The sequence below is a fragment of the Proteiniborus sp. MB09-C3 genome (assembly GCF_030263895.1).
In the GTDB taxonomy this organism is placed as follows: Bacteria; Bacillota; Clostridia; order Tissierellales; family Proteiniboraceae; genus Proteiniborus.
On the sequence record NZ_CP127161.1, the window covers coordinates 214,508 to 239,381 of the forward strand.

The following is a 24,874-nucleotide window of genomic DNA, read 5'->3' on the forward strand; positions in this document are numbered from 1 at the left end:
TAATCACTCCACAAAACAAAGCTTATTGTATGCAAAAGGAATTGCAATACCTATCCCATCTGGAGTATAGTAATATCCGTCATAAACAGCTGGATTATAAACTGTAGCATTAAGATTGTAATACATAGTTATGGTAGGTAGCTCCTCTGCTATGATCTCCTGTAATTTGCTTACAAGTTCATGTCTTTTTTCTTTATTTAATTCCATTGCTGACTGTTCAAAAATTTTGTTATACTCCTCATTATGCCAAACCTTTCCACCCTGAGCTGTAACCTTTGGTGCTCCATCTGAATCAGAAGCAAAACGTCCAAGAAGAATTGGGTCTCCACCAAATGAACCATGTCCATTCACAGCTAAGGTGAAGCTTCCTTCGCCTATAAGAGTTTTAACAGTATTGTCATCAAATGTTTTCACTTCAAGTACAATTCCTATTTCCTTTAAGTAGCTCGCTACAAGCTCTGCGTATTGAACATCCTTTTCACCGAATATTGTTTCATATTTCATTTCTTTTCCATCGTATTCCATTACTCCGTCATTGTTTGAATCAACTGCACCAGCTTCTATAAGTAATGCTTTTGCCTTTTCTACATCATAAGGATATTGTTTAACATCAGGATTGTACCATGGTGTATTAGGTTGGAGATGCCCTGCACTACCCACTATGGCTGCTCCACCTGTAACCTTATCTACTATTTCATCTAAATTAATGGAATGATGTATCGCTTGCCTTATTTCCTTTGAATTAAAAGCAGGCTCATTAAAGTTAAAATACAATCTACTTACCCAAAGGCCTGGACCCTCTAATACTTTATACTTATCATCATTCTTAAAGCTAGTAGCTTTTTTATATCCCATAGTTGCGGAAACATCCAGATCTCCCGCAACAAATGCTTCTCTCGCATCGTCATAGTTGCTTACTATAAGCTTGTCAGCAGCAACCTTTCCATAAAAATAGTTCTCATTTTTAGTATATACATATACTCCGGCAGCACTATCATAAGATTCTAATTTAAATGGACCTGTAGCAATTACTGCCTCTGGAGCTGTGAATGTTTCTGGCTCAGTCACATCCTTCCAGATATGCTCAGGAAGTATTGGTAGACAGCCTGCAACATCACTTATAAATGGAACATAAACATCTGAAAGCTCGATTTCTACTGTATAATCATCAATAATCCTTGTTTCTTTAACCATGCTTGTAGAAGCATAATGATAAGGATGTTCCTTAGTATAGTCAAATGTGAACTTAACATCCTCAGCGTTGAATTCTTCCCCATCAGTAAATTTAACTCCCTTTCTCAAATAGAAAGTATAAGTCTTATTATCTTCGGAAACCTCATATTTTTCTGCAAGATATGGAATTTCTCCTGTGTTATCCTTCCATATAAGTGTATCGAAAATAAATTGAAGAGCAACATAGCCCTGTCCTTTTTTGGACACTGTATAAACAGATGGGTAACCTACATCACTTAGATCCATTCTAACTATCTTTTCCTCTGTAGAAGGAGTATCTTCTTCAGTCAAAGGCGTATTACTTTCAATAGCTGGGTTCTCTACAGGTATTTTGGGTCCACAGCTAGCAAGTCCTATGCTCATTATTAAAGCAATGGATAACGCAAGAATTTTCTTTAAAAAATCCATTTTCATTTTACAGTCCCTCCTGTTTTAGATAATCATTAATTGCTAAAACCCTTAATATTCCTATGTACAATCCAATTATAAGGTACACCCTGAAATTATTCAACAAACCCTCTATTGATTATTTCTATCAGGCTCTGAAGTTAAATAGAAATGTTGAATACTATGCTAAACAGCAAAACTAATGTGCTATAATTTTCCTGATATATCATAATTTATTATGAAAAGGGGGTATATAGCTAAATGCTAATTGAAAGGGTCTTTGATATTGCAAAAAATGATTTGGAGGGTCTTTATATTAAAGACGTTATCGTAGGAATATCTTTTGCAGGTGTTCAACTGTCAAATGATAATGTTGCTTTTATATACTTAATGAGAGAAAAACTGCCCTCGGGATGCTCTATATTTTCATATGGTGAGGAAATGATAGGTATGAAAGCAATTGATTGTGCTAAATGGGCTGTTACAGGAGCTGAGGATTTGCAAAGAGGTTTAGGCTGTGCTGTTATAAATGCAGCAAATAAATACATACGTACTACTAAATCTACTGAAGATATGGATACATTATATGAAAAAATAACATCTAAAGATACTGTAGGTGTAATCGGACATATGCCTCCTTTAGTTAAAAATCTAGCATCAAGGGTAAAAAGATATATTCCCTTTGACAGAGCAATAGATATTCAAGGAAGTGTTGAAGGCGCTTCAGTATATCCAATTTCAATGCAAACTGAATTATTGCCTCAATGTGATGTAGTTATTATAACTGGAACAACTATGATAAATCATACAACTGATGAAATACTTAAGATGTGTACGAATGCTCGTGAAATAGCTCTTATAGGCTTCTCCGTCCCATTTTATCCTAAAGCCTACAAAGCTAGTGGTATAACAGCAATAAGTGGAATTGAATTTATGAATGACTGCAAAGAAACACTATTCAAGAAAATATCTAGAGGATGCGGAAGATTAACTATGCATGAATATGGAAATGGTCATTTCTGTAGGATTATATGATAAAAGAAAGACATCAATGACTCTTTTTTATTACATGATTTAAGATTTGAAGTCCTTTTTGGAAATTAACAGGCTATTTAGGGGTAATGACAAGCTTATACTTAATATGTTATTCTATTCTTCTGTATCAGGCTGGGTATGTCTCTATACTTTTAAGGCTTTAAAGGGCGATTTTAAAGGTATAGCTAATTTACCCTATAAAGGAAGCAGGGCGTTTGTCACTAAGGAATTTTATATGGTTATAGGAGGTACTATATCTCCTATGGTATGGCATCTAATAGTCGTTTTAGTAGTATCTATTATAATACTTCCAGATTCTGTCTACATTCGCATTGCCTTTTTAGTTTATTCAGCATATAGAAAAACCACTGGCCTAAACCAGTGGTTTCTATTAACATAGTACTAGTATTGTTTTTCTATTTTATATTCTTTCTCGTCTTTTATCATTGAGCTAGCTGCATTTTCTTTTTTAAGTGCTGCATCATAAGTTGTATCTATAGTTACCCATTCCTTAGAATCTTCTAGATATACTTGATTCCATGCATGATATGCTTCTACATCATTTTTTCTTCCCATAACTAGCTTTGTAGGTACATCTAGGCTTCTAAGCATTGCTGCAAATAATGTAGCATAATCATAACATATTCCCTTTGAAGCTTTTAATATAATGTCTATGGAAGGTATGTATCCTGCTTGTACACTTGCAGCCTTGTCATTATCGTAGCTAATATTGTTTATAATAAAATTGTAAATTGCAATTACTTTTTCCTTGTCATTTTTTGCATTCTTAGCTAATTCTTTGGCTTTTTTCATAGCCTCCATGTTTTCGTTCCAGTTTATTATCTGATTAGATTGTAGGAACACTTTATTAGCATCTGATAGCTTTAGATTTATCTCTTCTTTTTCTACTTGTCTATATTTGTTACCTTCTACATTTTCTAAAATAGAAACAGTATATTTTCCATCTCCAAGCTGTAACGGATAGCTGTTGTTTGCTTTTATATCATAAGTATATTTTATATCGCCTTTAGTAATCATTACTTTTGCTGCAACATCCTTTTTTGGTATATAAGTGATAGTTACTAATCCATTTTCTAATTGGCTTTTATCAATATTTGAATTTGAAGCAAAAGCTATTGTAGAAAGTAATAATAATGAAATGACTAGTAAGAAGAGCACAAGATTTCTCTTTAACATAAAAAACTCTCCTTTCGGTAACTGGCTGCCATCTTATTTTTAAGTAAGGCCCTTTAGCTTTGCGTCCCTAGCTTTCACTAGGTTTGCCTTTATCGGTGAAAAGTCACTGATAAAAAAATATATTTATTTTCTTAATTTTACCATAGCTTGTCCAATTATTGCATAGGGCTACAGTCCTATGATTCTATTTTCATAGCTTACGGTTTAAGGATTATTCAAGTATTTTCCCTTTTATAATCAGCCTATGAGTTGGGTTCTTCATAGGGTGGCAGGTTATTAAGGTTATTTCTTTATCCTCCTTATTACTATATAATACCCAGACTTCTTCTGGATAAACATATAGCTTTTCTGTAACAGTATATTCAAACTGACTATCTCCAATATCTACTACTATTTTATCTTCAATCTCGACCTCTTCTAGTCTATTGAAGTTCCTTCCAAAACTACGATTTCTATGTCCTGCTATGGCATAGTTTCCGATTTCTCCTGCTCTCCCTGTGTTTTCCACACTGGCTACTGATATGTTTAGGTTGTTTTGCGTAGCTCCTTTTAGTATGGGCTGACTGAATTTGATTTTTTCTATTTTAAGAATACCTTCCATGTGCTTTTGTATATATTCTTCTCTTTCTTGTGCTACTCTTTCTGCTTCTTTTCTCTTCTTTTCTTCCCTATCTGCTTCTTCTTTCTTTTTCTTTTCTCTTTCTCTTATCTCACGGGAGTTTAGTTCTTCGATTGCGCCTATTTCTAATTCCTCCTCGCCGTATGACTCTAAGCTATTAATTTCTTCTTCCTCTTCCATATCTACACTATCTATTCTAGAGAGGCTTTGCTGCCACTCTTCTATAAGTTTAGATTGTTTGTAGTCTGCATATAGCTCTGATGCTTTTGGATATGCAGCTATGAATAAACCTGTGATGATTATTATCCATGGTATTATTTTTCTCTTCATTCTTTACCCTGCCTTTAAATCATCTTTTTAATGATAATTTTATCATCTATATATTCTTCAATACTAGTAGTTTTATGTTTAAAAGGCAGAGATTTTAGCCTCTGCCTTTCATACTATTTCCCTTTACTTCGTATAGCACCCTTTTGCTGTAGTTCTACTTTTTTTATACTATTTTTCTTCTTAGGAATAGTCCTAGAAATACTAATAGTAATCCTGTTATATAATATCCTATTTTGCTGCCTTCCCCAGTTTTAGGAAGTACTGTGCCTAATGGGATATCGTCTACATCTATCTCGATGAGCTCTTCTGTCCCATCTGGATGTCTTATGACAAATTTATCCTTGCCCTTAAATCCAGGGTTTGGAGTGTACTTCCAGTTGCCATCTTCGTCAAACTCAACTGTTCCGTTTTCTGGTGGTGTGACTATTGTTGGTTCTTCTGGTTCTGGTTTAGGTTCTGGCTCTGGTTCAGTTGGTTTTTCTGGCTCTTCTGGTTTTGTTGGTGGTTCTGTTGGTTTCTCTGGTTCTTCTGGTTTTGTTGGTGGTTCTGTTGGTTTCTCGGGTTCTTTTGGTTTTGTTGGTGGTTCTGGGTCTACTGGTGGACGATAACTATTTGTGATAGTTAGTCCGTCGCTAGATATTGACTTTCTGTAGCCACTTGGAACTTTTACCTCGTCTATTGTATATTTATGTTCTTTTCCATCTATATCTGTTTTGTCTAAGCCAGTCCAGATATATTCTGTTTCTCCGTCTTCTAATTTTACTGGTTCCCCAAAAGCTTCACCATCTCTGTATAGTTGCAGCTCTATGGCTGGTCTTGTACTTGATCCACCAATCCATACCTTTTTACCTGTTATGTCTATCTTAGGTATTATATAGGTATTGGTTACTGTCATATATTTATCTGAAACTGACTTCTCATAGTTTTCTGGAACATTTACTTCGTCCACAGTGTAAACATAATCAATACCTTTTTCATCTGTTTTATCTAAACCTGACCATTTGTAACTAATTGCCTCACCACTTAGTTCTACAGGTCTACCATATGGAATTCCATTCCTATATAACTGTAATTCTATAGTTGGTCTAATAGACGGCCCATTCACCCATACCTTTTTACCTATTACATCTCTCTTTGGTGATTGGTAGGTATTGGTTATAGTTAATCCATCATCTGATACCGACATACCATAATCTTCTGGAATGCTTACTTCTTCTACTGCGTATTTGTAATCTATCCCATGTACATCGGTCTTATCTAAATCAGTCCAAGTATAGGATATTTCTCCATCAGCTAAGGTTACTAATTCTCCATACTGAACATTGTTTTGAAGCAATCGTAACTGTATAGTTGGTTTTGGTTCTGGACCATTTACCCATACCTTATTACCTGTTTTTTCTATCTTCGAAGATACATAAGTGTTAGTTACTGTTAGCCCATCATCTGAAACAGACTTTATATAATTCTCTGGAACATTTACTTCGTCTACTGTGTAGACATAGTCCTCACCATTTTCATCTGCCTTATATAGATTCTCCCAAGTACAGCTTGCAATTCCATTTTCTGTCTCTATTGGTTCTTTTGGATCACCAAGAGCTTTGCTGTTTTGGTATAGTTGAAGTTTTATAGTTGGCTTGTCATTTGACCCACCCAACCACTTTTTAGTTCCTTCTACATTGATTTTTATTCTGTTGTTTGGAACTTCTAATACAATTGATTTGTTAATATTGTCCAATTTTAGCTTTATGCTGACATCTTTGCTACCTTCTTCGTTGTTTACTTCTACTATTTCATAGTCTTTTAATGCTTCTTGTAGTTCTTCCTTATCCATTTTTTCATAGCCTGCTGGTGCTTTTACTTCTTGCAAATAGTAGGTTCTTATATTTAATCCTTTAAATTCTAGAACTCCCTGACTATTTGTGCGATGTATATCGGTACCATCACTGGCTTTAACGTAATAAGGTTCTCCATTTAGTAAATAGTATAGTTTAAATTCTGCATCTTTAAGCTTTTTATTCTCATTTTCTGTATTATATTTGGTAATCTTTATATTTCCTGAACGTACACCACTGCCCGTTGCACCTGAATATTGAGTTACGTTGAATTTTATATCCTCTGTATCTGTGGTTGTAGTACTTTCACCATTAAATACTGCTTTGTTATTTATCTGCTCTCCATTTCCAGCAACTACTACGGTAGTGTACTCAACAAAGTATCTAGTATTAAACCCATCCTTAAAGGTTATGGTCAATACTCTTTCTCCCTTTGCATTTAATTCGTTCTCTAGAGTATAATCACCTTCAGTATCTTCGGTTGTTCTGAATAGTTCATCTCCATCAGGATTTTTAATCTTTAAGCTGTTTTCTATATACACTAAGCCTTTACTTATAGTATCAACTAAAACTGCACCAGCCTCTATAGGAGATAAGCTTTCATTTATGGTAAGTTTCCAGTTAATTTCATCATCTGAATATACTGTAGTTGTGCCTGCATCTTTAATAAGGAAGGTCTTATAGTCCTCATATTTCTCCTCTGCTGTATATGCTTCAACTCTGCCTGTAATCTGCGCAGAGTTTTTATACTTTTCTTTGGATAGTCCAACAATGTTGGTATAAAACTCTACCATATACGGTTTCTTTATGCCATGAGGAAATGTAAGAGTAAATTCATGTTCAGTATCATTCCAAGCAACAGTATAATTGTAATTTTCGTTTTCATCTTCTTTAGGCAGGACAGCACCAGGAATTATACTGCCATCCTTGTTTAGAGTATACTCCTTAACGACTATAGAACCTTTATCAAATACCTGACCTGGATCTGTAGAGTCTGTAGAACTGAGAGTATCGGTGATAAAAAATTCTACTGGTTCTCTTTTTGTTAAATCCTGACCTAGGGCATTTACATAGATGGTCCATTTGATTTTTCTATTTTCTCTGTCAAGGTCTACATCTTTTTTGCCGCCATTGAATACCACTTGATTTATGTCGTATTTGGCTGTTCTTTTCTCATTTATGTCATGATTTAAACCCTTTACATCCTTAGTGGTGCCCGAAAAAACAGCTTGGTTTATATATGTTCTATTTGGATTTAGTTCGCCTCCACTTTCAGGTGATAATACTTCATTAGGGTCAAAGGAAGTTTTATAGTAAATTTCGTATTTAGCCCTATCTATAGGATTCGTAAATGATAAGATGAATCCACCTGCACCATTATCTTGAATAATATAATCATCATCTTCCTTTAAAATTTCAGAACCCTTAATTATCCTCAAGGAATCTTTTATAAACACCATACTGTTGCTAGGAGTAAATATGGAACCATCAGCAGTTGTAAAAAAGGAATCTGTAATTGTAAGTTCTGTTATCTCCTCTTTAACAGCATCTACAGTAATCTTCCAGCTCATGGTTTTATCTGTGTGATTTAGTCCGTCATAGGTTATTTTGCCTTCTTCAGTGTCTATGGTCTTGTTTGATTCTTCTTTCTCTTTTGTGTAGATATTTTTTACTTCGTTACTTGGAGTAGCTTCTTTCCGTATGCTGTTATCTGAACCTATTCCATCTCCTTTTAATCCAGTTCCAGATAGCTCTGCTGTATTGTCTTTAGCTTGTGTAGGATCAGTTATTTTAGTTTTATATACTATTTTGTAATAAGTAGTTATAGTTCCTAAATTGGCTACAAATCCATTATCTGTTATATCCTTTAGACTTGGTGTCCCTGGTGAATCTACTAATGAAACTAAAACCCCATTATGGTCATATATTTTAATATCATAGTCACCATTGTCGTTTTTCATTAGTGTAAGCCCCGCACTTATAGTGTCTGTTATTGTAGCATTTATTATACTGTGATTAGCCCTATTTACATGGACAGTCCATTCTATTTCAGGATCTCCGTAGTTTGTGGTTTCCACTCCATACTTTTCTAACAGGGTCTCTCTGTTTACAGTAACAGTAGCTGTGTCTGTTCCTTTTTGATCTCCTTTTACTTTTAGTACTGCTGTATTTGAAAATGTATTTGAGGGGTGATACTCTGTATAGGATATATTTGTATCAAAGGTTATTCTATAGGTTTTTCCGTTTAATTCATTTAAATCTCCTAAATCAAATGGGAACTTCTTTTCAGTGCCCTCAGAGAAAATTACACTCGTCACTTCATCTCCAACAACAAAATCCTTACCACTTTTGCTAAGCTTAAAAATCCTAATGGAACTATTAACAATAGATAATCTAGAATCTAAAATTATATCATCTATAGACACATTATCTAAGTTCAGTTCAGCCTTGTTTACATCTATGGTCCATGTAATCTTTGTAGAGTTTTGACCTGCATTACTTTCATCAGGATTTTCTGGAACGCCTGTTTTGTCTATAGGTTTGCCTACTTGCAGACTGCCTATGTCACAATTTGCTGTTCCCTTTACATTGACTCCATCTTTTAATGTGGCAATGTTATCATAATTATTTTTTGAAGAGTCTACAATATCGGTCTTATATTTGATTCTATAGGCAGAATCTACCTCTCCTAATACTATTGGAAATCCTGTTGCTTCTTTACTAGATAGTTTTTCTTCCTTTACCTCTCCGTCATAGCCGATTGTTAAATCATATATTTCTATACTTCCTTCCATTAACTCAAGTCCTGCTGGAATTGTATCTTCTACTATTGCATTGCTTAGTTTGTCTAAAGAAGTATTCACGTCTATGACCCAGTTAATGTATGTTGCATTTATAGGCTCATTTGGACTACCAGATTTTTTTATAGCTGGATTGTTTCCTTTTGGCTTTACAGTTATATTGTAGGTTCTATCTATTGGTTCCTCAAAAGTAATGGTTTGTTTTGCATTTCCTTTTATTATTTCCTCATTAAACTGGAGTCCTAACCATACATCGCCTTTTCTATTTTTTAAGCCTACTAGTTCATTATTAAACACGACCTTTAGCATATTGTTCTCTAGGGCATATGTGCCTACTGTAATTTCATCACCATCAACATTAAATATCACATAACCACTAGCAGGCATCTTATTATGCTCTTCAAATAAAGTGGGGATAGCTATCTCTGCCCAATCGCCATCTACAAGTTCAAATTTATCAGAGTTATCTTCTATTTCCCAATGAAATTCAAGCAATATTACAGTATTGTCTTCAATTTCCACTATATCAGACTCTCTAATCTCTACTGGTTCTCCACTGCCATGTTGTATTTTAAGAGATACTCCTTTAAAGATATTTACTAGTTCCTTAGGCTCAGCTGAAAATAAGCCTACACCCGTTATTGCCTCTGTTTCTTCCCCTTCATCTGTTGCTTGGGCTGGCAACTGGCTATTATCTTCTTCATCATCTTCACCTATAGCAGTACCCTCATCTTCTGTATCTTCTTCATTAATATCGTCTGATACTATAGAATCGAGATCTTCGTCATCATTGTTGTCACCCACTACCCCTTCTACTGTTATAACATCATCTTCTATCTCTAGCTCTGCATGGGAGTAGTTCATCCCAGGCACTACCATCTGAACCAGCATAGCCAATACAACCACTAAAATCATCATATGTTTATTTTTTCTGTAAAAAATTCTCATTTTTTACCTCCTTCCCACATTTTTATAATACTTTAAATTAAATAAGCATGTTTCTAATAAATACACGCCTACTGTATAATTATCTTAAATTATATAAATTGAATCTATGCCATTTTTGTCAATATTCACCCTTTTTTTTGCTGTTTTGGTAAGTTGTTTAATTAACGAAAAACGGTTTCATTTAGAAAATGAAACCGTTTTTGTTATCGCATTCTATTTTACTCTTTTCTCTAACACTATTAGCTCTGCTCCATGTACTGGTATATGCAGCTTGTCTTTATATTTTCCGTCTAGCTCTAAATATTGTACAGTTATTTTAGGATAAGCTTTTCCTTGAAGATATTTTAGTTCTTCTTCTGTCATATTTTCTGGTGCACCCATGCTTATCCATGCATCTACTACTGAGCCATGTTCTCTATTTAACTGATATCTTATTATTTTATAATAGCCTAAAGGTCCGTTTATGTTTAGCTCTATTTCCTTTGATGGCTTATCTTCAAATACCAGGTATCTTTCTGTATTAGATAATGCAGATGTGTCCCCATTCAAAAATAGATCATCAAAATACGCATAATTGTAAGCTAGTACCTGAATATCCTCACCTTTTTTTGTGACGATATGCTCCTCACCTTGCTCAATTATTCTATCTCCTAGCTTAGATAAGAGATAGTATGCAAAATAGGAGGGTTTTTTTAGCCCATTTTTATTGATTAGTCCAAATCCACCATGAAATGCAGAAATACCAGCTTTTGATTCCTCCATTATATCAGTAAATGTCCAAAATCCTATAGAATCAGCTTTTCCTATGTTTTTTAAAACATTGCTTATAATAAATGTGCTCACAAAGCATGTGTCATTAATCAAATTTCGACAATATGATGAAGCATTCCATTCTGTTATATGAAGCTCAGGTCTATAAGGCAAAAACTTATTTATCCTATCATTTGCCGAGGTTAAGATATCGTAAGTGTGATGCTTATCATAGTAAATTCTTGTTAGCAATTGCCAGACTGTCATTAATTCTACAGGGTTTTTCCCTAGATTTGCTTCGATCATTATATCCTGAACCTGTTCCTTTGATGAAAAGGATTCTGGGTAAATATGCAGGGAAACAAAATCTAAAGGAATTTTATTGGTATCACAGTATATCAGATAATCTTCAAGCCAAGTACTATCCATAGTAATTTGATGAGTGATAGAAGGACCTCCTACTTTCAAATTAGGAGAAATTGATTTAATTGCTAATACTGTTTCTTTATAGAATTGAAAATAGCTTTCTTTACCTCCAATCCAAAATACATATTCTAAATCTGGCTCATTCCACACTTCAAAATACCAAGTTTCTACTTCCTTTAAGCCATACCGATTTATGCAATGCTTGATAAATTCCTTTACTAGATTGGTCCATAGTTTTATATCTCTTGGTTGAGACACATTTGCCCTCCACCAAAACATGACCTCATCTGAACTTTTTATTTCAGAAGGCATAAAACTCAGCTCAACAAAGGGCTTAATATTTACTTTTTTAAAGAAATCAAATAGCTCATCAACATACGACCAATTGTAGATTACATTGCCTTCTTCATCAATATTGTATACCATCATGTCATCAGAAAAGACTCCGTGAAATCTTATGTATTCAAATCCTATATAGGCTTGTAATTCCTTAAGTTGATTTTGCCAGCTCTGCCTTAGTCCTTCAGAAGCTCTGCTAAAGGTAGTTAGCTTTTTCCAATAAGACTTATATTTTTCACCTTGACTGCTCGCATCTGCAAATATAACTTCACTGCTGACAGATGGCATGTTATTATCTGGTGTTTTATTATCTAATGGCTTTAAATAGCTAAGTAACTTTTTAAATGCTGCACTTCTATCTACGTCTAAATAAGTTTTGCTCTTTATTCTCTCTAATTCTTCGCCACTATTTTTTGTAATATTTATTTTGTCTTCATATTTTTTTCTATAATCTGTAGGAGTACAACCATATGTGTTTTTAAAAAGCTTATTAAAGGATTTAGTACTAGAAAAGCCACTTTCATATGATATTTCTGTTATTGTTTTATCAGGCATTGATAATAAATTAACAGCCTTGTCCAGCCTTATATTATTTAAATACTCCTGGAACGTCATTCCCATATTCTTTTTGATGAAGTGAGACAAATAATAAACACTAAGATTTTGATTGTCGGATAATTCCTTTAAAGAAACTTTCCTTTCTAAATTTTCATTTATATAATTAATAATACCTTGAATCCTATCAATATCTTTACTCATACTTGCTATCTTTTCAGATTCTATCAGTGTATAGTCAAAGTTGTCCACTAAATGAGCTGCAAGTAAATATATTATACTTCCTATTGTCAACTGATAGCCTTCTCTTTTTTTACTAAGCTCCCAAACTATTTGAGCTAAATAATGTCTAATTATATCGAATCTTTCTTGTTTGTCATCTCCATGGAGGAAAGATTTGCACTGAAATACCATTTTTCCTATTTGTGGATAATGTGAAGAATAATATTCAGGATTAATTTGCAATGCCAATATAATGTTGTCTTCCTCAGTTTTGCTTGTATTATGTATTTCATTTCTGTTTATAAGTATTAAATCGTTTTCACTAAGTAGAAACCTGTCATTTCCTACTCTAATATTGACTGAGCCCTGTAAAACAAGCAGTATCTCTATTTCATTGTGCCAATGCATTTCAAATCTATTGATGCTATGGATAAATGCTTTTATAGGAAATCCCTCTTGCCTTTTTACTATCTCATATTTATGTCCCATTAAGTCACCCCTTTCCTGTTATTATTCACTATTGCAGTTTACTATTCCTTTTTATTAAGGGATAATTTAATATATGCAGGTTTTGTTCTTTCCTTGGGTTTTAGCTTCGTATAAGGCCATATCTGCTCTTTTTATAATATCTTCTATCTCGTCATCAACATTTTTTACTTCAGTAATCCCTGCACTAAAAGCTCCTTCAAATACAATACCAGTATTACTTTTCATACACTTCTCATAACTAATATTGTCCCTAAATCTTTCCAAAACATAATAAGCATTCTTTTCGTTTGTTTCAGGGAATAAAATCACAAATTCATCTCCACCAAATCTGAATACATAGTCTGTAAACCTTAAGGAAGACTTAAGCGCATATACAAAGCATTTTAAAGCCTCATCCCCCATTAGATGACCATGAGTGTCATTTATATTTTTAAAATCATCCATATCCACAAATGCAACAGAAAATGTTTTTTTGTTCCTTTGATACGCACCCTTTATTTCCTTTATTTTTCTCCAGAAATAGCACTTAGTATATGCAGCAGTCAGTCCGTCTTCAATAGATATAGCCTTAAAGCTTAAAGCTCTAGCTAGCGCTCTTTCTACCCTAGCTATTAGTTCCTTTTCTACAAAAGGCTTGGTAATATAGTCGTCAGCTCCTATTCCTAATGCTCTTATCTTGTTTTCTGTATTGGAGCTTCCTGACAACATAATAACCGGTAGCTCTGGCTCAGTCTTCCGAATTGATTCTATTATCTCAAATCCGTCCATTTCAGGTAATATCAAATCTATAATGGCAATGTCTATTTTATTCTCTTTTATCTTCTTAATCACCTCAAAAGAATTTGAACAGAGGATTACATTGTATCCCCTTTTTCTGAAAATCTCTTTAAGTATATTTAATGTTACAACATCATCATCTACTATGAGTATTCTACCCAAGGCTTCAAGGCTGTCATCAATATTTCCATATAGTGAGAATGTAGATAATTTATTTCTTATGTCTGCCGGTTTTTCACATCCAAGCACCCGACTAGCTTCATTTAATTGACTAGGATATCTTCCTATATGATCTACTTTCTTACTTTCATCATATAGGCAAAATTGCTTTAGATTATAAAGCTGTTCATCTTTTTCATATTCATATAGCAATTTCTTTGTAAGTCCTTGATCGATACCCATTTCATCACCTTCTTGTTTATTAAATATCCAATCGTCTGTTCTGAACTTATTCTCTTGCTGATGGAATATAGTTTTTTGATATAACTACTTCTTTTCATTTTAAAAGATTATTCTAATCAGACTATTATTTACTTCTATGATCTAGAATTTCCAACTTATCTCTTAAGCTTTCAGCCACATTTTTCAATTCCATACTTAAGGTCTCTAATTTAAAAGTGCTACTGTTCTGTTCTTCTATCTTTGCACTAACTTCTTCAGTACTTGCATTGTTCTCCTCTGCAATGGCACTTAAGTGATCTATTATAGCTACTATTTCTTCTTTCTTTTCCACAAGTATTTTTCCACTATAATTGAAAACATCTATCACACTTTTGATTTCTTCTATTTTTTCTTTTATTCCTTGGAATTTTTCTCCCGTTTTTTCTACACTTTCTGTTTGACAATCTACTATTAATCCTACCTCATTTATTACACCTACTGCTTCTTCTGTCCCTGCCAATAATGTTTTAATTATATCTTCTATTTCTAAAGCGAATATATTAGATTCTTCAGCTAGTTTTCTAATTTCATCTGCTACTACTGCAAAGCCTCTACCATACTCCCCTCCTCTAGCTGCTTCTATACTTGCATTAAGGGCTAGAAGATTTGTTTGATTAGCTATTCCCTTTATTTTTGCGCTTGCTTCCTCAATTTTATTGGCGTTAAAGCTGGATTTTTCTATAACTTCTTTTACCTGTGTGGTTGCATCATTACTCTTTTTTGTGTATTCTACTAGCTTTTCTATTATTTTATTTCCTTCCTCTTTAAGATTATCTATATCTTCAACTCTTAAATTTAATATTTTTAAATTTTCTTGTTCTTCATCAATTATTTCTTTTAGTGAATTTAATTCTTCTGCACCTTTTATGGTTTTTTCTAACTGTTTTTCACTTCCTCTTTCTATTTCATCCATTGCAGCTAAAATATCTCCACTACCATGACTATAGCTTTTACTTAGACTTTCTAAAACTTCACCTTTTACTACTAGCTCTTCACTATGCTCCCCTAAGCTCTTTACTATATCTGTCATATTTTTTGAAGAATCTAATAGCACTTGGTTAGTCTCAAAAATTTCATCATTAATCTTAGCCTTCATTTCTTTCAGACTTCCAAAATCACCTTGTCCAAATTTTCGAGCATTTTCTTCAACAATTTTTATTTTATCTCTTACTAATTTTTTAATTAAATAAGTAAAGATGACGGAAGCTATTATAATCGTACAAAACAAAGGAATAAGTATTCCTTTTGCTCTTTGTTTCGCCTCTGCAACTATAGAATATTCATCTAATATGCTTGCAATATAAAGGCTCTCCCACTTTTCAATTCTAGCATAATAGTTTTTCCCATCTAATTCAAATTGTTTTTCTCCTATTTTAATACGATTGAATTCTTCACCATTACTGCTAGTTTCCTTAGGGGTATTTTCCAGAGAATAATGTAGTATATCATCATATATCAAGGTCTGCTCCCCATTTGTTTTAAATCCATACTTATCTAAATGCTCCATGTCTGAGTGCAGCTTTATTTCTCCCTTATTATTGAAGGCTACAAAAAATCCTTCCTTTCCAATATTTAAGCTTTCTATGTAGTTTTGGGCTGAAAGTATTTTATCTAACTCCTGACTTTCTCCCTGAGAAATGGAATTTACATATTGTATTGCACGGCTGGCAGAAGTCATCGCATCAACAGCAACATTATTGACATTTTCCAAGTTTCTTTGCTCTGTGCTTACAGCCACATTAGTATAGCTGTTTATAGCTATAAAGCCTAAGCCAGATATGATTAGTATGAATAACGCTAATATAGGTATCAATATTTTTGTACTTAAACTTAGATAGTGTAATTTAATCTTCAACTTTTTTTCATCCTCCTACAGTTATTTAGAATGACTAGACAAATTCATTTTTTATTTTTCTTTTCCATGGAGCTACTAAGGCTTCAGAGCCTACTAATATGACTTTAAGTAAATACAGATTTTCCCCTAATCAAGTTATTGATTTTGAAAGCTTGTCCCATACTAAGCTATACCCTTTTATAACATAATTTAACTCTAGAATGAGTATTTTGTCTTTTCAGAATTTTTACAATAATTTTCTAATTTGCATCTAATATATTCTATACTAGACTATCAAATACATCATTCCTTTTGTTGCTAAAATATAGGTACTTTTTTGTCATATTTTTTATATTACTCCATAAAACTGTCTTTATGAAGTATTAAGTCTTAAAATTTTTATATTTTTTATGCCTATTGTTATATTTAATGTTACAATAAATATAAAAGAGGTGATTAAAGTGAAAAATATTAGTGCTGATGTGGCTAAAGCTGCGATAAAGCTAGCAATTTCCACTCGAGATGAAGAAAAGAAAATTATTGAAGAGCTAAAAAAAAGCAATTATAGTGTTGCTGCTGTAGATATAGGTGGAGATTTGATTAATTCAATACCTAAAATTATTGAAAGAACTCTAGTGGCTTCTAAGAAAACTGGAATAATAAAAGATTATCATGTTCATGAGGGTGCTGTAGCAGGAGCAATAATGGAGGCAATAACCCAAGTAAATCCAAGGGCTATGGGCTTAAACTTTGGCGGCAAAATTGGTATCGCAAGATATGATGAGCATATTAGTGTCTGTCTCTTTATAAGTATTGGGCTGCTTCATCTTAACGATTTAGCAATCGGATTGGGACATAGATCTATACCAAATATAGGTTAATAAATAAAATGCATTAAATAAGTTACATTGCCTTATATCGTATCTGAGCGATAGCGAAGGATCTTCTCTTAAGTTACACTTATCTAGAGATTCTTCTAGCTTTGCTCTCAGAATGACAAGTAAGAGAATGTAATGTTATTATTGCATTTTATATGAATAAAAATATTTCTTAAGATATGCATAGCTTTTTATGATATAGTTTAATACGTAACAATATTTTTGCTGTTAGGAAGTGAGTTTTATGAAAACCATAGATTGTCTAGGTGACATGTGTCCTATTCCAATTTTAAAAACACGAAAAGAGCTCAAATCATTGCGTTCAGGTGATACTATTAAAATTGTGACTGATCACAGCTGTGTGCTTGAATCTGTAATAAGCAATTTTAAGAAATATAATATAACCCATGAGGAAGTCATAAATGGTGTTTGGGAAATCTTCATAGTAAAGCCTTAGCATAAATTTTTTTGTGCTATTTTCTTGAAATATTCTATAAATTCGTAGAATACTTTGTTCTCTCTTATTTTCTTGTCATATATTAAGTACATATCATATTCTATGGAAAAATCTGCAATACTTATTAACTTTAGTTGCTTATTATATAATTCTTTTTTTATAGATGTATATGGTAGAAAACCTATACCAAATTCATTTAGGACCGATAGCTTTACTGATTCTGCAGAATCACTATTGTATAGGATTTTTAGGTTGTCAATTTTTAATCCTAGCTGTTTCATTTTATTTGTAATAGGTTCTACAACATGAATTTTATCATTTAATAAAACTAGCGGATATTTTATTAAATCCTTAAAATCAACTTCATTTGATATGTTATAGTTTGATGAAGAAACGAGAACTATTCTATCCATGCCTATTTTATAATAGGAAAGACTTTGGCTTTTAGGTTTACTGTATATAACTCCAATATCACATATATTGTTCATAACATTTTCTTCTATTAAATCTGATTCATTTGGATTTAATTCATAACTATGTTTTGGAAATCTATTTTTAATTTTATACATAACACATGGTAAGGAGTAAGTGGCGATTGACCAGCATGCCTCAATTTTAATGTTTCGGGCATTTTCATTGTCTGACTGTAATTGATCTATCATGGCTTCATATGTCCTTACTATATTATCAGCATATTTTAAAACAATAATGCCTTTATCAGTTAGTTCTACACCCTTATTACTTCTATCTAATAGCTTATAACCCAAAACCTCCTCGAGTTTTGAAATCTGCTGACTCAATGCCGATTGAGATATATGGGCGCTTTTAGCTACTTTTGAAATGTTACCCATTGTAGCAACTTTATAAAAGTAATCTAGGTACTCTATATTCATTCTTCACTCAGCTCCTCATGTAAAAATATTACTATATACATTATATATTAAAAAGAACCAAATAGCAGTAGTTATAACAAATTTAATCATAACCTTAGTAGAATTTATATCTCTAAAAAGGTTCTCTTAGCATTTATGATATAATAGTATTACCATATTAAATTACCCGCACTATGCAGTTAATTAAGTAGAAAGTAACTACATTTGAAGTAGAGGTGCATTGCATGAATAGCAATTTAAACAAAACTTCTTCATTTAAAAAAAATGTATCTTTAAACAAGGACAGCAAGTTAAAAAATCAAGTTCCCATTGGTATATTGATTTTAGTCATTATCATAGCTGTAGGTGTGTTTTTAGAATCAATAGGAAATACATTTGGTTTTTTTTGGTTAACTGGTATAGCTTTTGGTTTTATCCTTCAAAGATCAAAGTTTTGCTTTGCTGCAGCTATAAGAGATCCTTATTTGATTAAAGGCACATCATTAACTAAGGCTATGCTAATAGCCTTTGCTATAACAACTATCGGCTTTACTGCAATTAAATACGGAGCATATATTAATAACCAACCAATTCCTGGACAAGGCTCTATTGCCCCAATAAGCTTTGCAACTGTAGTGGGTGGAATTCTATTTGGCATTGGAATGGTTTTAGCAGGTGGATGTGCTTCGGGTGTTCTTATGAGGGCTGGAGAAGGCTTCCAAATGCAAATGCTCACGCTTATTTTCTTTATTATGGGTTCCGTGTGGGGAGCTCATGATTTTGGGTGGTGGCATGAAATCTTTATTTCCAATTCTAAAGCAATATTTCTGCCCGATATTTTAGGTTGGTTTGGTGCTTTATCAGTACAATTATTGCTTATTGCTTTCCTATATATTTTAGCAGATAAATGGGAATCTAAAAATAATCAAGACTATTAGATGTATAGTTTGGGGGAATAGGTTTGAATTTAAATGATAATAAGTTTTATCTTAAATGGTTTAAAAATTCTTGGACTTATGTTACTGGTGCAGTTCTTTTATCATTACTTCAAATTGTTACTTTAGCAGTAACAGGGGAAGCATGGAGAATTTCTTCTACACTAACAAACTGGGGTGCATGGATATATAAATCTTTTGGAGGAGATGTATCATCCTGGTTCTATTTCAGTTCGGAAAATTCCCAGGCCATTTTGCAAAATGGTTTTTTAAAAGATCCTAAATCAATTAGAAATGTTGGAATAATTACAGGTGCATTACTATCCGCCTTAATGGCATCTCAGTTTAAGCTTAGAAAGATTAAATCTAAAAAACAAATAATTGGGGCTTGTATAGGTGGACTGTTGATGGGCTACGGTTCTAGGCTAGCTTCTGGATGTAATATAGGAGCTCTATATAGTGGTATAGCTTCTCTTTCCTTATCTGGATGGGTGTTTGGCCTTTTCATTTTTATAGGAGCCATTATAGGCAGTAAATTAATAGTTAGATTTTTTTTATGATATTTTAATTATTCATTAATATAGAAAAGAGTCCAAAATTGGAGACCACTGAAAAACACTTGTTTTCTTGCATGTCATTCTGAGACGTCAGACTGTATGTAAACTGCCACCCTGAGCGAAGCTAATGGGTCTCTAATAGCTCAAATACAGATTCTTCACTGCGTTCAAAATGAAAAAAACGTATAGAATGTGAATTTTCACACAGTCTGACGTAGTCAAAGAATCTCATGTTTTTAATGAAAGCGAGATCCTTCGCTGACGCTTAGGACGACATAAATGGACTTTTTCAGTGCCCTCCAATATTGATTGTTTTGGATTCTTTTTTACCTATTAGAGCTCAATTTAATTAAACTCTCCTATTGGCTAATTTTATCTACTATTTCTTCCTTAATTTTCATATATTCTTCTCCAACTTTTACACGACCATTTTTGTTGCCTATGGCTGTATAAGTAAAGTCAAGGCTAAACTCCTTTAATATCTTGCCAGGAGTCTTAGACATGACGACGACTTTTGTTCCAAGAGATAATGCCTCATCTATATCATGGGTTATCATGAATATTGTACTCTTAGTTTCCTCCCAAATGCTTCTAATTAAGGTTTGCATGTTCACTCTCGTAAGTGCATCTAATGCTCCAAAGGGTTCATCCATTAGTATAACTTCAGGTTCATTTGCCAATGCTCTAGCTAAAGCTACTCTTTGCTTCATACCGCCAGAAAGCTCAAATGTTGCCTTGTCTCCATATTCAATTAGCCCTACTTGTTCTAAGTAATGCCTTCCTATACTTTTAATATCTTTTTCTGGAAGTCCTCTCATTCTAGGACCATATTCAACATTTTTTCTTACATTCATCCATGGATATAGAGTAGGTGATTGGAACACAATGCCTCTATTCCAATCAGGACCTTTAATAGGTTCGCCCTGCATAAGACATAGACCCGTAGTAGGTTTTATATAGCCAGCAATGATTTTTAACAAAGTGCTTTTACCACATCCAGAAGGTCCTAAAACACACAAGAACTCTCCCTTTTTTATCTGTAAATTGATATCTTCTATAGCTTTTATTGGCTTTGTATTAGTCTCATAGGTTAAGCCTACATTTTGAACGTCTATTATTACTTCTCCGTTTCTGTCTTTTCCCACATTTATCCTCCTCCATGGTAAGGCAATACTAATGATATAGATTGCTAATAGTTCTTAGTTAACTGCATTATTTTAGAATTTTTATAGCTTCTTCAATATAGCTAGAATTTATAAATTTACTGAATTCTTCTTGAGATGGCACTTTATTTAAAAAACCTTGTTTTGCTAGGAAATCTGCTGTATCTTTCATAACTGCTGCAAACTTACCAGCAGAATCAGAGTTACCTAAATATTGTTCCTTTAATTTCTCTTCAGGCGATAACCATATTGAGCCTTTCATCTGCTCTAAAGCATCTTGTGGCTCAATTTCAAGCTCTTTTGCTACAATATTAGCTCCTTCATTTGAATCTTGTCTATATATCATTGAGCCTTCTGCTAAGCATGCTATTAAAGAAGCAACTAAATCAGGATACTGTTCGGCAAATTTTTTTCTTACTAATTTTACGTTTGCTGTTACATAGCCTTGATTTGCCATTTCTTCGCTATTTATTATTACCTTGCCATCCTTTAATATTTTTCCTAGAGAAGGCTGCCAGGTATATGCTGCTTCAATATCTCCTCTTTCCCACGCAGCAACAATATCCGCTGTCTGCATATCTAAAAGCTCTACCTTATCTTCAATCCCTGCATTTTTAATTGCATTTAATAAACTATAGTGAGATGTAGAGGCAAAAGGAGTAGCTATCTTCTTACCTGCAAGCTCTTCTATGCTATTAACATTGGAGCTTTCCTTTACTGCTAATGCTTCTATTTCTCCAAGAACTTCATGAATCCATATAAGTTCTACATCTAAGCCAGTGGATAAAGCTACTACTGCATTGGTATGTCCCATAGATGCAAAATCGATGCTTCCTGATGCAAAAGCTTTGTTTGCTTCTACTCCTGAATCAAAAACAATGAAGTTGCATTTGATACCTTTTTCCGTAAAATATTTATCAAATATTTTTTGCGAAATTGCTATTGCCTCATCATTTGGAACTCTCAAAATTCCAAAATTAATTTGTTTTGGTACGGATGGATTTGAGCCATTTTCTTGACCAGAAGCACTTAATTTGTTCCCACAGCCTACTAATGAAGGCGCTAAGAAGGCAAGTAAAATAATTGAAGCTATGGTCTTCTTAATTTTTCTCATTCTATACTACCTCACTTTCTTACTTAAAAGGTTAAACATATCCTTTCCAATATACCAGCTTTTTTTCCAGAAGCCTTAAGACTACATCGATTAAAATGCCCGTTATACCCATAATTATAATACCTACAAACATTACATTGCTTTTTAAGTACCTAGATGCATCAATTACCATCCAGCCTATTCCTGAAGTAGCTGCTACCATTTCTGAAGCTACTAAGGTAGTATAGGCTACTCCTACTGCTGTCCTAAGTCCAGTAAAAGTTTCAGGCATAGTAGCAGGCAATACTATATGAAAGAAAATTTTTCGGTGATTTGCTCCTAGTGATTCGGCACTTAATATATAGTCTTGATTGATTTTAGTAACCGCTGAAACACATGCAATATATATAGGTGCAAAGGCAGCTAGAAATAATAATGTGACTTTAGATGTTTCATCTATTCCAAACCATAATATAAGCAAGGTATAATAAGCAAGTGGTGGAAGTGGGCGATAAAATTGAATTACAGAGTCCACAACTGCTCTAATTTTTTCGAAATACCCGCTTAATAATCCAAGAGGTATTGCAGTTAAGACAGCAAAAAATGAAGCAACAAACAGTCTTTTAAAGCTAATCCCTAAATGCATTATTAATGGAGTGCCATTATAGCCATCCTTTAATATATTTAGAAAAGTAATCCACACCTCATCTGGTGATGGAACTAGTACAGACTGTACTAAATTAAGTTTAGTAACAAAATACCAAATTCCGAATATTCCCATCCAAGTTGCTATAGTTAATTTATTTGAGCCTTTCACTATCTTGTTTTTTTCTTTCATTTCCTTCTCCTCCTCTTTTTCTCACTTCACATCATGAAAAAAAGACATTCCTTTGCTTGTAAATAAAAACCTTGTAAGTCTTTTTTAGCCTACAAGGTTTTTATTAGCTACTTAACTAATCTACCTTATACGATAATGATTTAATTAAAGTTATACTCAGTTACTATTTTCTCTCTTCCTGATACTTGATCATTGAAGTATTCATAGCAGCATATACCTAGGTAAGAACCTGAAACATTGTATAGATTGTTATATCCCATATGTTGTAAAGCCATAATAGCATTGTAGCTTCTTTGACTTGAACGACAATGTAAATACACTGGTACATCTTTCGGTATTTCTGAAGTTCTATTTCTAAACTCACTTAATGGAATGTTAATTGCGTTAAGCAAATGACCTCTTTCATATTCGTGCTTTTCTCTTACATCTATGATACAAGCATTGCTTTCTACTAATTCTCTTACTTTTGTAACTGGAACTTGTCTAAACTGTCCATTTAGTATGTTTAATGCTACTAAAGCAGCATGATTTACTGGGTCTTTTGCAGTACTAAATGCTGGAGCATAGCATAATTCTAGTTCCTTCAAATCTTCTAATGTTCCACCCATCATAATCATAGCAGCTATTACATCTACTCTCTTAGAAGCATTACCCTTTCCTATGGCTTGAGCTCCTAATATTCTTCCTGTTGGTACTTCATATATTAATTTAAAGTGGAATTGACTATTTCCAGGCATTATTCCTACAATATCTCCTGGAATAATATAAACAAAGTCATATTGTATCCCAGCCTTTTGAGCAGCTTTTTCTGTCAATCCAGTAGAAGCAGCATTCATGTCAAATATTTTTACACATGAAGAGCCAATAACACCAGTATTTCTATGTGGAATTCCATACATGTGATCTGCTGCAGCTCTTGCTTGTCTTTGAGCTGGTCCTGCAAGTGCAAGTCTTGTTTTAGTACGAGTCAACTTATTATATACTTCAATAGCATCTCCTACTGCATAGATGTCTCTGTCGTTTGTCAAATAGTTATGATCTACTTTGATTCCACCTGTTTCTCCGATTTCAAGTCCTGCTTCTCTTGCCAATGTAGTTTCTGGTCTTACTCCTATAGCCATAACTACTACTTGTGCTGGCACTTTTTTACCTGAAGCAAGTTCAATATGGTCATCATCAACTTTACCTATTGCATCTCCTACAATTAGATTAACTCCCTTTTCCATCATCTCTTTATGAAGTAGTTGAGCCATATCATAGTCAAATGGAGCCATGATTTGATCTGCTGCTTCTACTAAGGCTACATTAATATCTAAACCTGATAATTGTAAGTTTTCTGCTACTTCTACTCCAATGAACCCTCCACCAATAACTGCTACATCCCTTACCTTTCCATTTCTTATATATCTGTTTAATTTGTCAATGTCTATAACATTTCTAACAGTAAATACATGTGACTTATTATGACCATCAATTTTAGGAATTATTGGATTAGCTCCAGGTGATAAAACTAATTTATCGTATACTTCCTCATATTCTTTCTGTGATTCTAAGTCCCTAACTGTAATAGTTTTTTTGTCTCTGTTAATTTTAATAACTTCACTATTTACTCTTGCTTCAATATTATACTGGTTTTTAAACTGTTCTGGAGACATAAGCACAAGGTCATCACTATTTTCTATCATTCCACTTAGATGATTTGGTAAACAACAGTTTGAAAATGATACGTGAGGTCCCTTTTCAAACATAATAATTTCTGCAGATTCATCTATCCTTCTTGCTCTTGCAGCAGTAGAAGCTCCTCCTGCTACTCCACCAACTATTAAAATTCTTTTACTCATAATCTTTTCCTCCCTTTATGGTTTT

Annotated in this window: 18 protein-coding genes and 1 riboswitch; of the genes, 6 read left to right on the top strand and 12 right to left on the bottom strand. The window is 33.3% G+C overall.

Features of this window, described 5'->3' with window-relative positions; genetic code table 11:
* Positions 1-3: 3 nt before the first annotated feature.
* Complete coding sequence (locus tag QO263_RS01045; protein WP_285625408.1) at positions 4-1,647, bottom strand: ABC transporter substrate-binding protein; 1,644 nt, start codon at positions 1,645-1,647, stop codon at positions 4-6.
* A gap of 234 nt (positions 1,648-1,881) precedes the next feature.
* Between QO263_RS01045 and QO263_RS01050 the strand changes: the two genes are divergently transcribed.
* Together QO263_RS01050 and QO263_RS01055 are read left to right on the top strand one after the other, a co-directional pair.
* Positions 1,882-2,655, top strand: coding sequence for a DUF364 domain-containing protein (locus QO263_RS01050; protein WP_285625410.1), 774 nt, complete (start codon positions 1,882-1,884; stop codon positions 2,653-2,655).
* A gap of 58 nt (positions 2,656-2,713) precedes the next feature.
* Positions 2,714-3,055: a hypothetical protein gene (locus QO263_RS01055; RefSeq protein ID WP_285625412.1), complete on the top strand. Its 342-nt coding sequence runs from the start codon at positions 2,714-2,716 to the stop codon at positions 3,053-3,055.
* Positions 3,056-3,057: 2 nt separating this feature from the next.
* On the opposite strand, the gene QO263_RS01060 is transcribed toward QO263_RS01055, so the two are convergent.
* The 6 genes from QO263_RS01060 to QO263_RS01085 all read right to left on the bottom strand — a co-directional run bounded on the left by QO263_RS01060 (position 3,058) and on the right by QO263_RS01085 (position 16,236).
* Positions 3,058-3,852 carry a transglutaminase-like domain-containing protein gene (locus QO263_RS01060; protein ID WP_285625414.1) on the bottom strand — a complete coding sequence of 265 codons (795 nt, stop codon included), beginning with the start codon at positions 3,850-3,852 and terminating at the stop codon, positions 3,058-3,060.
* A 13-nt stretch (positions 3,853-3,865) separates the two neighbouring features.
* Positions 3,866-3,950, bottom strand: a riboswitch (cyclic di-GMP riboswitch).
* A 113-nt stretch (positions 3,951-4,063) separates the two neighbouring features.
* Positions 4,064-4,801, bottom strand: coding sequence for a class D sortase (locus tag QO263_RS01065; protein WP_285625416.1), 738 nt, complete (start codon positions 4,799-4,801; stop codon positions 4,064-4,066).
* 163 nt (positions 4,802-4,964) lie between these two features.
* A complete protein-coding gene (locus tag QO263_RS01070) occupies positions 4,965-10,382 on the bottom strand; it encodes a collagen binding domain-containing protein (protein ID WP_285625418.1) in 5,418 nt (1,805 codons plus the stop codon).
* Between the two features lie 213 nt (positions 10,383-10,595).
* Entirely contained in the window at positions 10,596-13,163 is a 2,568-nt protein-coding gene (locus QO263_RS01075) for a GH39 family glycosyl hydrolase (protein ID WP_285625420.1), read from the bottom strand.
* 66 nt (positions 13,164-13,229) lie between these two features.
* On the bottom strand, positions 13,230-14,342 hold the full coding sequence (locus QO263_RS01080) for a diguanylate cyclase (RefSeq protein WP_285625422.1): 1,113 nt from the start codon (positions 14,340-14,342) through the stop codon (positions 13,230-13,232).
* A 124-nt stretch (positions 14,343-14,466) separates the two neighbouring features.
* Positions 14,467-16,236: a methyl-accepting chemotaxis protein gene (locus tag QO263_RS01085; RefSeq protein ID WP_285625424.1), complete on the bottom strand. Its 1,770-nt coding sequence runs from the start codon at positions 16,234-16,236 to the stop codon at positions 14,467-14,469.
* A 440-nt stretch (positions 16,237-16,676) separates the two neighbouring features.
* Between QO263_RS01085 and QO263_RS01090 the strand changes: the two genes are divergently transcribed.
* Together QO263_RS01090 and QO263_RS01095 are read left to right on the top strand one after the other, a co-directional pair.
* Complete coding sequence (locus QO263_RS01090; RefSeq protein ID WP_285625426.1) at positions 16,677-17,096, top strand: HutP family protein; 420 nt, start codon at positions 16,677-16,679, stop codon at positions 17,094-17,096.
* 241 nt (positions 17,097-17,337) lie between these two features.
* On the top strand, positions 17,338-17,550 hold the full coding sequence (locus QO263_RS01095; RefSeq protein WP_285625428.1) for a sulfurtransferase TusA family protein: 213 nt from the start codon (positions 17,338-17,340) through the stop codon (positions 17,548-17,550).
* Here QO263_RS01095 and QO263_RS01100 read toward each other — a convergent pair.
* Complete coding sequence (locus QO263_RS01100; protein WP_285625430.1) at positions 17,547-18,443, bottom strand: LysR family transcriptional regulator; 897 nt, start codon at positions 18,441-18,443, stop codon at positions 17,547-17,549. The genes QO263_RS01095 and QO263_RS01100 overlap by 4 nt on opposite strands.
* 224 nt (positions 18,444-18,667) lie before the next feature.
* On the opposite strand from QO263_RS01100, the gene QO263_RS01105 reads away from it, so the two are divergent.
* Positions 18,668-19,360, top strand: a complete 693-nt coding sequence (locus QO263_RS01105; protein WP_285625432.1) for a YeeE/YedE thiosulfate transporter family protein — start codon at positions 18,668-18,670, stop codon at positions 19,358-19,360.
* Between the two features lie 23 nt (positions 19,361-19,383).
* Positions 19,384-19,917: a YeeE/YedE thiosulfate transporter family protein gene (locus tag QO263_RS01110; protein WP_285625434.1), complete on the top strand. Its 534-nt coding sequence runs from the start codon at positions 19,384-19,386 to the stop codon at positions 19,915-19,917.
* 356 nt (positions 19,918-20,273) lie between these two features.
* Here the strand turns inward: QO263_RS01110 and QO263_RS01115 are convergent, their stop codons facing one another.
* From QO263_RS01115 to QO263_RS01130, 4 genes are all read right to left on the bottom strand, one after another.
* Positions 20,274-21,059 carry an ABC transporter ATP-binding protein gene (locus QO263_RS01115; RefSeq protein ID WP_285625436.1) on the bottom strand — a complete coding sequence of 262 codons (786 nt, stop codon included), beginning with the start codon at positions 21,057-21,059 and terminating at the stop codon, positions 20,274-20,276.
* A 67-nt stretch (positions 21,060-21,126) separates the two neighbouring features.
* Entirely contained in the window at positions 21,127-22,191 is a 1,065-nt protein-coding gene (locus QO263_RS01120) for a taurine ABC transporter substrate-binding protein (RefSeq protein ID WP_285625438.1), read from the bottom strand.
* 31 nt (positions 22,192-22,222) lie between these two features.
* Complete coding sequence (locus QO263_RS01125) at positions 22,223-23,008, bottom strand: ABC transporter permease (protein WP_285625441.1); 786 nt, start codon at positions 23,006-23,008, stop codon at positions 22,223-22,225.
* Positions 23,009-23,148: 140 nt separating this feature from the next.
* Positions 23,149-24,849: an FAD-dependent oxidoreductase gene (locus QO263_RS01130; RefSeq protein WP_285625443.1), complete on the bottom strand. Its 1,701-nt coding sequence runs from the start codon at positions 24,847-24,849 to the stop codon at positions 23,149-23,151.
* Positions 24,850-24,874 lie beyond the last annotated feature (25 nt).